The 10,258-nt window shown below is 35.7% G+C and carries 13 protein-coding genes; all 13 read left to right on the forward strand.

Features of this window, described 5'->3' with window-relative positions:
- The first annotated feature begins 279 nt into the window (after positions 1-279).
- Positions 280-807 (forward strand): hypothetical protein, encoded by a 528-nt coding sequence (locus AC13EX_RS02475; RefSeq protein ID WP_482891409.1) that lies wholly within the window; start codon positions 280-282, stop codon positions 805-807.
- A gap of 574 nt (positions 808-1,381) precedes the next feature.
- Positions 1,382-1,615, forward strand: coding sequence for a hypothetical protein (locus AC13EX_RS02480; protein ID WP_482891410.1), 234 nt, complete (start codon positions 1,382-1,384; stop codon positions 1,613-1,615).
- A gap of 709 nt (positions 1,616-2,324) precedes the next feature.
- Entirely contained in the window at positions 2,325-2,693 is a 369-nt protein-coding gene (locus tag AC13EX_RS02485) for a type II toxin-antitoxin system RelE/ParE family toxin (protein WP_149393789.1), read from the forward strand.
- On the forward strand, positions 2,690-2,980 hold the full coding sequence (locus AC13EX_RS02490; RefSeq protein WP_048641660.1) for a helix-turn-helix domain-containing protein: 291 nt from the start codon (positions 2,690-2,692) through the stop codon (positions 2,978-2,980). The genes AC13EX_RS02485 and AC13EX_RS02490 overlap by 4 nt, the downstream gene beginning before the upstream one ends.
- A gap of 171 nt (positions 2,981-3,151) precedes the next feature.
- Positions 3,152-3,634, forward strand: coding sequence for a hypothetical protein (locus AC13EX_RS02495; protein WP_482891411.1), 483 nt, complete (start codon positions 3,152-3,154; stop codon positions 3,632-3,634).
- A gap of 383 nt (positions 3,635-4,017) precedes the next feature.
- Positions 4,018-4,401: a virulence RhuM family protein gene (locus AC13EX_RS02500; RefSeq protein ID WP_482891412.1), complete on the forward strand. Its 384-nt coding sequence runs from the start codon at positions 4,018-4,020 to the stop codon at positions 4,399-4,401.
- A gap of 237 nt (positions 4,402-4,638) precedes the next feature.
- Positions 4,639-5,007, forward strand: a complete 369-nt coding sequence (locus AC13EX_RS02505; protein ID WP_482891413.1) for a type II toxin-antitoxin system death-on-curing family toxin — start codon at positions 4,639-4,641, stop codon at positions 5,005-5,007.
- A gap of 432 nt (positions 5,008-5,439) precedes the next feature.
- Entirely contained in the window at positions 5,440-6,276 is an 837-nt protein-coding gene (locus AC13EX_RS02510) for a LytR/AlgR family response regulator transcription factor (protein ID WP_149393787.1), read from the forward strand.
- A gap of 125 nt (positions 6,277-6,401) precedes the next feature.
- Positions 6,402-7,064 (forward strand): CPBP family intramembrane glutamic endopeptidase, encoded by a 663-nt coding sequence (locus tag AC13EX_RS02515; RefSeq protein ID WP_482891414.1) that lies wholly within the window; start codon positions 6,402-6,404, stop codon positions 7,062-7,064.
- A 524-nt stretch (positions 7,065-7,588) separates the two neighbouring features.
- Complete coding sequence (locus tag AC13EX_RS02520; protein WP_482891415.1) at positions 7,589-7,921, forward strand: type II toxin-antitoxin system HigB family toxin; 333 nt, start codon at positions 7,589-7,591, stop codon at positions 7,919-7,921.
- A gap of 23 nt (positions 7,922-7,944) precedes the next feature.
- On the forward strand, positions 7,945-8,358 hold the full coding sequence (locus AC13EX_RS02525) for a helix-turn-helix domain-containing protein (RefSeq protein ID WP_482891416.1): 414 nt from the start codon (positions 7,945-7,947) through the stop codon (positions 8,356-8,358).
- Between the two features lie 772 nt (positions 8,359-9,130).
- Positions 9,131-9,697: a hypothetical protein gene (locus AC13EX_RS02530; protein ID WP_482891417.1), complete on the forward strand. Its 567-nt coding sequence runs from the start codon at positions 9,131-9,133 to the stop codon at positions 9,695-9,697.
- A gap of 65 nt (positions 9,698-9,762) precedes the next feature.
- Positions 9,763-9,933, forward strand: a complete 171-nt coding sequence (locus tag AC13EX_RS02535; RefSeq protein WP_482891418.1) for a glycine zipper domain-containing protein — start codon at positions 9,763-9,765, stop codon at positions 9,931-9,933.
- Positions 9,934-10,258: the final 325 nt, after the last annotated feature.

A 10,258-nucleotide genomic window follows, 5' to 3' on the forward strand; every position in this document is an offset into this window, starting at 1 on the left:
TGGCACATTTTCACAGGCTTTTTCAATGATAGATTGCTTTTTTTTTCATAGCTTAAAATGTTTAATATTAACGATAAGTCTAATGTAGGAAGAAACGGCAACAACTGCCGGCTTCCTGCCTTAGCAGGATTCGTTCAACAACACATATAGCTTATGGCGGGTAAACGGCTACCAGCAAGATTTTCGCTTCGTAGCCAGCTTTGGTTTCGGGGGACAGAAAAGTGCTTCGAAACCGCCACAAGCCATATGCAAACCGTTGTGGCAAATTAAAAACAGACAATGAAGTGGAACCGAAAATTGACATGGATAGCGACAGGATTTATTCTTGTTAATATTCTTTTTGCATGGCATGCAAGTACCATGACAGGTGGAACTTCATTGATTTACGCAATCATTTTTCCAATTTTTTGGGGACTAACTTTAATATCAGTTGGCATTTTGACATTTAAGAACAGGAAAACTTGGTTTCAAAAAAGCATGAGTTTGTCGACTATAATTTTGCTTATATTCTGCACACCCTTACCATTACTTGCGTTTACTGAATTGACAAAACCAGAAATGACAAGATCAGGGACTGGCTATTGGCCAAAAGACGGAGTAACCTTGAAGACAGAAACTTGGATTTATAAACCAGGACAGATTGCCGCTAAGAAATATTGGACCTTAGAAACAGAAAATTGGACAGACAAATCAGAAGATGAGTTTAAACGTGACTCAATTTGGGTGTACTTTGACAAGAATGGTGACACTTTAAAAACAGAACATTACGAGAATGACAAACTGATAAAAACAATTGAAAAAAAATAACTTGCCACAATAACTAAGTATTCTGACGGCTGGAACCCTTCGACAGGCTCAGGGACCGTATACAGGGTAAATTTCATTAAAATATTGAAGTGATATTGGGATTTAGGGTTACTATGGAGAATGGTTTTCTCCTTTTATTTTTTTTCGTTGTTAGAATGAAAATTTACTGATTCTATTTGTTGGCTTAGGGTTCTTTGTTTTAGACCCGTATTATGATAAAGAACTTGTGATAGCTTGTCTCTTAATTTACGGAAAGTGTTGCAATCCCAAGGAAATCATTCTGTTTGGAGCTTTTAGTATAGCACCGCAAAGGAAAAATTAAAGACTGCAACGAAGAGGCTATTTTAAAGCGGTTTCAGCGGTGAATAGAAGCGCCCTTGCCAATTTTGGTGTTAACAAATGCATACCGCAAAACCTATAAATTATCCTAAAAACCCTAATTAAAGGCCCTATAGGTTTTTTATTTAGAAGAATTTAGTTAGTTTAGTGGTAGTTGTAAAGAGAATAAAGAGAAATGTGTACTTTAGCCGTACGTTACAGGGAATGACTCCTACTATTATAAATCAATGTGAAAATGGAAAGAAAATCATTTTTTACCTCCAAAGAGATTTCGGACTATCTGGATGACAAATCCAAAGAAGGATTCATCTTAGAAAATTCTATTCTTTGGATTAATGAAGGTTATTTCGAGAGTATACCTAAAACCAAGCCAAATTCAATTGTTGAATTACAAAAAACCATTTATGGTGTCGATTATAAATTAGATAAGCATCAAGTAGAGAATTTCATTCTTAAACCTAAAAAGTAAATTTTCTTGTAATTGAAAACATATCAATTAAAGAGGGCTACTACCCCCCCTAGGTATAGTTAATGCCTTCGTGAGCTGGGTGTAGGTTTGCAGCTACACCCTTCTATCCTTTCCAATTTGCAATTGGAAATGGACAGAATTACCAATGATCCGCGGTTATCAAACCTTCTAATCCAGCATAATTTCATCTGTTTATATTTGTTTTCCAAAGGTCAGTACTTGCCGCGGTTTATCGGGGTGGACTCTTGCTACAAAAATCTTTTGGCCTGATGATTTTGTCATGCCTGTCTGCCTCGGGCAGGCTCGATTTCCTGATCTCTTATTTGATAAGCCTCTCCCATAACTTAAAATAGTCTATCCTTGAATGAATTGCAAATGAATGCTGCCCAAGTGTATTGTTGATTAGGATGGGGTCTCAAATTTCAGTACAGTATGCAAAATTTTGTCCATTTGTTTACATCAAGGGAGGCTTCAGAAGCCATTGCAAATGGCATATAAAAGATTTCGACTTCAAAGTCAGTTAGGAATAAAAGGGTGTAGAGGATTCTACACCCAGTCGGGGCGTTGAAAGTTTTCTGCTTATTATTGTCTTTATATTAATAAAGTAGGCTATCAGGGGCTACACTACTAGCGGATATTGAGAAGCCTTATTCACGGAAGAAAATTTTAGAATTTTGAAAATAGTAACCTTTAAGTTACATTTACGTCTATGGATAAAGTAAGGGAAGTCATAGCTTACCAAAACCATTTTGAGAACTTTCTGAGAAAGCAGACCGACAAAGTTCAAAACAAAATTTATAAAGTTATTGAGGCTATTGAGACCCTTGAAAGAGTTCCTGAAACTTACCTGAAGCCTATCAAAACAAAGAAGGGGTTGTTTGAAGCCCGTATCCAGTTGGGATCAAACATCTGGAGGGTGTTTTGTTTTTTTGACAAAGGTAAGCTAGTTATTTTATTAAATGGCTTTCAAAAGAAATCACAAAAGACACCACCCAAGGAAATAGAAAAGGCGAGTAAGTTGATGGACCAATACTTTGCTGAAAAAGACCCAGAAAAAAAGAAAAGAACAAAGAAATGAATACGAAAAGCTGGAAAAACATAAAAGATGATGTGTATGGAAGGAAAGGCACATCACGAAGAGACGAACTTGAAAGAGATTTTGAATCGTTCAAGATCGGTGTATTATTGAAGAAAGCCAGGGAGGACAAGAATTTGACACAAGAGCAATTGGCAGAATTAGTAGATAAGAAAAGGACCTACATTTCAAGGGTCGAAAATAACGGAAGCAATCTGACACTTAAAACGCTCTTCGACATAGTAGAAAAAGGATTGGGAGGAAAAGTCAAAATTTCCATTGAATTGTAAAAAGAATAGGCACTATAACATCACCTTGGATTACAGCAGGCGGTTCAGGGTAAATAGAAAGTCTAGTATCTTTAAAAAATTAGGAGTAGGCATGAAGTGAACGTCTCAGAAAGCCCGCCGTCTCCAAGCTGAATCTCGTTAGGCAATATTTAAAACAAGACCGAAATGTCAATGACTCAAGTAGCTTTTCTTAGAAAGGCCCACATACCAACAAAAACACAAATTGAAGAGACAATTAAGGGACTTGGTTATGACTTTAAAATCTTGGGTGACTCTGAAAATATCACAGAACTTGACGGACTATCTTGTTCAATAAACGGACACGAAACATTCTTTGAGACCTATTTTGACCAGCCAACAGAAATAACAAATGACTGGAATTGGATAAAGCCCGACTTAACAAATCAGGACTCAGCTATATCGTTCGTTTGGGGAGTGGATTTCGCAGCAGGTGCTTGCATTGGACTTATTTCGATTGCACTTATTGACAAAGGACAAGCACTTATTTATTATGTGGATGACGAAATGAAATACTCAAGAGAAATGCTTGTTGCTGACACTCCCCAATTCATGAGCGAAATTGAAAAACAAAAGAAAAACACAATACCAAGTTCGACAGAACCAATATTGACAAAGATTGTGGAAACCGATTAAAAAAGCTTTTGGGACAAACTAAAAGACTTGTTTAAATGAAAATAAAAAACATTGCCTAAAATAACTAAGCATTCTGACGGCTGGAACAGCCTACGGGCATCTGGTATCGAAGATACTAAATAATTTCAGCCGGTGAATACCTGTAATAAACTACCGGATTGATAGGTGTGGTGTGGATATAAATGGATTTACATTTGCTGGGTAGAGTCATTAGAAAAGCAAATGAAGAACCCTATCGGTAAGTCGTATGAAGGAAAAGTACCCTGTAATTAACTGGGTACGGTTTGATGAAGGGTTACTGATTCTTTACTTGTTATTAGTATCTTTAGAGGTACTGACAAAGTAGGCTATCAGGGGATACTCTACTAGCACATTGAAAAGAAATGAAAGAAAATAGTGAAATTGAGATTTATCAAAGCCCTGACGGTCATACAGAAGTACAGGTGACTTTTGATGATGATACAGTTTGGCTAAATCAAGAACAATTGGGACAATTGTTTGATCGGGACAGGACGGTTGTCGGACGGCACATTAGGAATATTTTCAAAGAAGGTGAATTAGATGAATCTATGGTATGTGCAGATTTTGCACACACCACTGAACATGGCGTTATTAAAGGCAAGACTCAGTCAAAGACTACCAAGTATTATAATCTCGATGTAATTATTTCGGTTGGTTACAGAGTCAAGTCCATAAGAGGAACACAATTTCGACAGTGGGCAAGCAATAGACTCAAAGACTATTTAATCCAAGGGTATTCCATATAATGAGAAACGACTAGAGCAAAAAAATCAAGAGCTAAAATTATTTAAGTCTGGTATACAAATACTAGGAAGGGCTATTGAGGAAACAGCACAAGAAGAAGGAATTCAATGGCTTAATAAGTTTGCAAAAGGCCTTGCACTATTAGATGATTATGATCACGAAAGGCTCGACTCTAAAGGCCTATCAATAAAGACCGCAAAATACCCGTCAAAAAAGAATATCAATCCTTGATAAATCAAATGAAGCTAGAATTTGAGTCTGACGTATTCGGACTTGAGAAAGACCAAAGCTTCGAAAGTGCGATCACCCAAATTTCAAAAGGCTTAGGTGAGAAAGATTTTTATCTGAGTATTGAAGAAAAAGCTGCAACTCTACTCTATCTTATAATTAAGAATCATGCTTTTTCAGATGACAACAAGAGAATAGCTGCGGCTTGTTTTCTTCTATTCCTTGAAACCAATAAAGCCCTTATGAATATTGATCGAACCGCCATTATTAGCAATGAAGCTCTTGCTAGCATTACACTTTTCACAGCCGCAAGCAAACCAGAAGAAATGAATGTAGTTAAGAATTTAATCGTGAGTATATTGAATAGAAACAAAAAGTAAAAACGTGTGGCAATAACTAAGCATTCTGACGGCTGGAACAGCCTAGTCTGAATGCAGTGTGTGTGCCCAGCATGGGCATCTGGTATCGAAGATACCAAATTATTCCAGCCGGTGAAAACCTGTAGTAAACTACCGGAGTCATAGGGGTGGTGTGGATATAAATGGATTTACATTTGCTGGGTAGAATCCTATGAAAAGCAAATATTGAAGGCTATCAGGCTCTACTCTACGCTGTAATTCATTAGACTCACGCAGCCCAAACCTTTAAATTTATAGCGTTAAATCAATCAATTTCGCCATTGAAAGATGGGAATCAAAGATAAAACCATCGTCCAATTGTTCAATTATGTTAATTTCGTGATATGGAATATTCCTTGAATCAAGCATGATTAATGACCCTACAATATTATAACCCCAAAGAACTTTAAATAAATGAGTATTTCACAAGCGATCAAGAATGCAATAACTACTGTATCGCTTAGATTTAACCGTAGCTCTCTACTGAGGTGGTTTCAGAAATTGATTGTCTTTATAGTTTTCTCTTTAATCCTCAGTCATTTATCATCTCCCGAGAGTTTTCCAGGTGGAAAATCATATAGATTCCCTATAGAAGGTTTTCTTTCTACTATTATTTTGTGTGTTCTTATCGGAATCATAGCAGAGCTTAATTTCCTATTTTACAAGAAAAAGAATTTCTCTAAAAAAGTAGAAATCGCCTCTATCTCTTGGTTTATGGCTTCTACTTTGGGATATATTACTGTCATGTATATTCCGCTAGCTATTGTCTTGAATAAAATGGCTGGTGGAGAAATTGAATTTTATTATCTTTTAATTGGCTTGCTGATCACCTTGTTGGTAAGTTTTATTCTTATAGGCCTAGCCTACTCCCTAGACATCTATAATTTACATAAATTATCTCTAAAGGGTATTGCTATTACAATTGAAAATGGAGGGAAAATAACCAAGCTTACTTACGAAAATATTGCATATTTCTATAGTGAACACAAAATTGTTTATGCTGTTAAAAATGATGGCCTAGCAATCGCCACAAATTTCACATTGAATGATCTCGAAGAAAAAGTAAACGACCAATTGTTTTTTAGAGTCAATCGTCAAATTATCATTCATAAAGATTCAGTGGACCAAATTGAAAAGATTGCAAATGGCAGGTTGCGGATTAGGTTAAAAACTTCTATTGGAAATGATGCGATTGCTGAAATTCACATCAGTCGTTACAAACGAAAATCATTTATGGCTTGGTTTCAATAGCATACATTAAAAGCTATCGACCATCCAGTTATTAATTTACTACCATTCAGTAATAACATTATTGTTTTTAAGGGATTTGGGGGGTCTAGCTCATTACTTTGTCGTAAAATTTAAAATCAAAAACGATGAAAAAAATGACCTTACGACAAATAATAATTCCAATAGTTACTCTTTTCATTATTTGTTTCATGTACTTTGGGCCAATCACCAGAACAGCTTTTGAGAATATAATCATCGCGATTATCATTATAATAGCTAATTATATTGAATACAAGGGAAAGCCATTTTCAGCGCTTGGGTTTAAACGTGAAAAATTCAATGTAAAAAACCTCCTTGTACACGCTCCACTAGTTGCACTTGGACTCTTTGTTTTCTATGTCTTTGTAGTCGTCCCTGGTATCGAGATTGTAACAGGAATTCCAATTGATTACTCAAACATGAACCAATTGGAAGGAAACTTTGGGCTCTCCATCGTTTGGTTATTGATAGTGTGGGCTACTGCGGGATTTGGAGAAGAAATTATATTTCGCGGATACCTTATGCGGCAATTCATCAAATTTTTTGGAGACGGTAAGATCAGCCTTGCTATTAATATCCTAATAATTTGTAGTTTTTTCAGATACATGCATATGCAGCAGGGTATTTCAGGGCAACTTGTTGTAGTAATTATCGGAGCACTATTATCTTTAATATTTTACCTGCGCAAATACGATTTATGGTTTATGATAATGATTCATGGCTTTTTTAACACGCTAGGTATTTTGAGTTTTTACTTTGGTTTGGCATGATAAGTTCAACTATGAACATTAAATAGTTAAGTATATTGATAGTGCTCATAAATTTTATAATTTAGTTGGTGCCTCCATTAAGTAAAAAATAAAAAAATTTTGCCAATAACTAAGAATGCTGACGGCTTGAGCCCTTCGGCACTTCGACTCCGCTCAGGGATCATAGGCTCAGGGGCTAGTTCGTTGCCTTGAGGTTTAGGGTTAGAATCGAGAATGGTTTTCTTTTTAGTAAAACGGACCATATTGCCCCCCTAAATTAAATAATTTTCAGCCACCTTCCCTTTTGGCAAAGTTCAATTTCCAATTAACCCTTTTGTTAACTAAATTTCGGCTAAAGCCGGATGCTGTGTTATTGTCTTTAAAAATGGGCTAAAGCCCATTTCTATTGAGTAGCTATTTTTAGGAATAGGGACTATTTGGTACTTGGTCAAGACAAAACTTCCTCAGACCAAAAATTTTTATTTTTCCAGATTGGAAAAGTTTCCTTTAATGAAACTTTATTTGTATATTTACTCAATAAGTATATGAAAGTACATTTAATAAAGAAACAATCAATTGAGGACTTTGTCTTGAAAAATGCCAGAAGTAAAGTATCTTTTGAGATTTGGTTGTCAATTTTAAAGAGGGTTGATTGGAATGAACCCAATGAGCTTATTTCCACTTTTAATAGTGCAGATATACTTGGGAAAGGCTCTGAAAGAGTTGTGTTTAATATAGGTGGAAACAACTATAGGTTGATTTGCAAATATCATTTTGGGAAGGAAAAAATCCACCTGTTTATTAAATGGATCGGAACTCATGCTGAGTATACAAAACTTTGTAAAGAAGGAAAACAATATGACATTAGTGCTTATTGATTGGAAATTTAAATGCCACTGGAATGGAGACTTTAAAATATAAAATTATAAAAAGTGTTGAGCAGTATAATGATTACTGTGATGTTCTTGAGAATTTGGTAGTGGAAGAGGATACCAAAACATTAGATGAAATTGAGTTACTTACCTTATTAATTGAGAAATGGGACAAAGAAAATAATACATTTAATGAAGTTGATCCTATTGTCCTATTGAAGACATTAATGGTTGATCATAATTTAAAAGCAAAAGATTTAGTCAATATCCTGGAACTTTCAAAAGGAACTATTTCTAAAATTTTAAATTATCAAAAGGGTTTATCTAAAGATACGATTAGAAAATTGTCTAGCTACTTTAAGGTATCTCAGGAAGCTTTTAATCGACCATATAAACTGATTAGTGAGAAAAACAAAACATTAGAAATGCAGTCTTATGAATAATAAAATAAATACAAAGACGCCTCACAATTACTAAGTATCCTAGCTACTAGAAAAGCCTAGTTCTCTTCAACACCCTTCGGCCCCTTCGACAAGCTCAGGTCCCAGTTCGTGGCCTTGGCCATTTGGCTTGCTATGGGGAATGAGTTTCAATTAGTAAAATGAAACATATTGACCCCCTAGAATGAAATAGTTTGCAGCCCTCTTCCCTTTGGCAAAAGTTCAATTTCCTATTAACCCTTTTGTTAACTAAATTTCGGCTAAAGCCGGATGCTGTGTTATGGTATTTAAAAATGGGCTAAAGCCCTTTCCTAGTGAATAGCTATTTTTTCGAATCTGGCTTAGTTTCAAATGGTGAAGCCTGAGGGGCTTCAATGAAAATGTTCAAGGGTGGACAACCCGTGGAAAGGAAGGCTTAAAACATATTGCTTTGAAGGGACAAAACTTTAAGCAAAATACCTAGGAGCAATCTTTCAGACGCTCCCTATATCTGAAAAAATTCAATCACCTGAAAATCTGTTTTTTATTTCTTTTAAATTAAAGGGATAACCCCTAAATCTTTGTTGCGATGTATCCAGTCTGCTTCAAAAGTATTGAATCTCATAAATACGTTCGCATCTTCATTTCAGTACGAATCACCTCCTTTTCTGGTTCATATTTGTACCATTAAACTGATGAACCAGCGCAATTAATCTTTGAATAATGATTGGCCCTCAACTAAACAAACATGCAATAAAGGGCATGCGCTATAAATGAATTCTAAAATTGTAATATTATGAGAAAGACACTATTGACCTTGACATTGTGCGGACTAGCTTTAATTGCTAAATCTCAAAACGTAAGTGTAGAAAAATCAACATTTGGGTTGCAAACCGGAGTTTTAGGAATCTGGGCATACAATGAAGCAAAACTATCAAATAGCATTGCCCTAAGAACAGAGCTAGGTTTTGACTTTGGTATATGGGAAACTACTTATTATGATGATTTTGACGCTCCATTTATCCTTACACCTGTAATTGTTGTTGAGCCAAGGTTTTATTACAACCTCAAAAAACGCGCTGAGAATTCAAAAAGAATTGATGGAAACAGTGGTAATTTTATTGCTTTAAAAACCAGTTATCATCCGGAATTGGCACTGTTCAATACTGACGATGCTCCGGTGGTAAGTGATTTCTCCATTATTCCTACTTTGGGAATTAGAAGAAATATAGGGAAACGTTTTAATTACGAAGCAGGTATTGGGGCAGGGTATAGTTACACCCTAGCTAAGGGTGCCGGTTATCCAAAGAACGAGGGAGGAGTAGAATTAAATATGCATTTGCGAATTGGGTATAGCTTGTAGAATAAACAGGAAAACAAGATCCAAACTTTGCAATTACAGTGTAAGGGAGTAAAAAAATGAGAGAAATGAAAAAAAATAGTCAAACGAATTACGTAGCTGCAGGAATCGCAATTGGAACAGGCATAGGGGCAACAATAGGAGTTGCTATGGAGAACTTGGCTATTGGTATTCCTTTAGGTGTTGCCATCGGAGCCGGAATAGGATTTGTCTTAAAGGAAAAGAAGAGGACCAGATAGGAAGGGTATATGGGAAAAGAGCTTAGGAATGCTTGGCATTAAACGATACAAAAATGTAATCATTTGTTAAGCCTGAATAGGGTAAGAAAGAAATGCCTCAACTCTTGGATAAAAAACTACCAAGCCTAGACTTTAATTATGAATTTTAATTGATAAAAAACTGCCTCATCAAAACTACCCCCCCCCAATGCTATTAAGTTAAGCCTTTTAGCTTACTATTTGGGTTTCAAAATTGAATGTTTTTGATTTTCTGGCTCGGTTGCCTGTCGGTTTACCAGTTTAGGGGCATACCTTTCCCTTCACTTGGAACAGGTACCTAATTTTG

The sequence above is a fragment of the Cyclobacterium sp. L-R genome, assembly GCF_056859355.1.

What these genes read in the sequence shown, in the direction of transcription:
- AC13EX_RS02475 (WP_482891409.1), top strand. Translation starts at nt 280, where the DNA reads ATGAAGTGGAACCGAAAATTGACATGGATAGCGACAGGATTTATTCTT.
- AC13EX_RS02480 (WP_482891410.1), top strand. Translation starts at nt 1,382, where the DNA reads ATGGAAAGAAAATCATTTTTTACCTCCAAAGAGATTTCGGACTATCTG.
- AC13EX_RS02485 (WP_149393789.1), top strand. Translation starts at nt 2,325, where the DNA reads ATGGATAAAGTAAGGGAAGTCATAGCTTACCAAAACCATTTTGAGAAC.
- AC13EX_RS02490 (WP_048641660.1), top strand. Translation starts at nt 2,690, where the DNA reads ATGAATACGAAAAGCTGGAAAAACATAAAAGATGATGTGTATGGAAGG.
- AC13EX_RS02495 (WP_482891411.1), top strand. Translation starts at nt 3,152, where the DNA reads ATGACTCAAGTAGCTTTTCTTAGAAAGGCCCACATACCAACAAAAACA.
- AC13EX_RS02500 (WP_482891412.1), top strand. Translation starts at nt 4,018, where the DNA reads ATGAAAGAAAATAGTGAAATTGAGATTTATCAAAGCCCTGACGGTCAT.
- AC13EX_RS02505 (WP_482891413.1), top strand. Translation starts at nt 4,639, where the DNA reads ATGAAGCTAGAATTTGAGTCTGACGTATTCGGACTTGAGAAAGACCAA.
- AC13EX_RS02510 (WP_149393787.1), top strand. Translation starts at nt 5,440, where the DNA reads ATGAGTATTTCACAAGCGATCAAGAATGCAATAACTACTGTATCGCTT.
- AC13EX_RS02515 (WP_482891414.1), top strand. Translation starts at nt 6,402, where the DNA reads ATGAAAAAAATGACCTTACGACAAATAATAATTCCAATAGTTACTCTT.
- AC13EX_RS02520 (WP_482891415.1), top strand. Translation starts at nt 7,589, where the DNA reads ATGAAAGTACATTTAATAAAGAAACAATCAATTGAGGACTTTGTCTTG.
- AC13EX_RS02525 (WP_482891416.1), top strand. Translation starts at nt 7,945, where the DNA reads ATGGAGACTTTAAAATATAAAATTATAAAAAGTGTTGAGCAGTATAAT.
- AC13EX_RS02530 (WP_482891417.1), top strand. Translation starts at nt 9,131, where the DNA reads ATGAGAAAGACACTATTGACCTTGACATTGTGCGGACTAGCTTTAATT.
- AC13EX_RS02535 (WP_482891418.1), top strand. Translation starts at nt 9,763, where the DNA reads ATGAAAAAAAATAGTCAAACGAATTACGTAGCTGCAGGAATCGCAATT.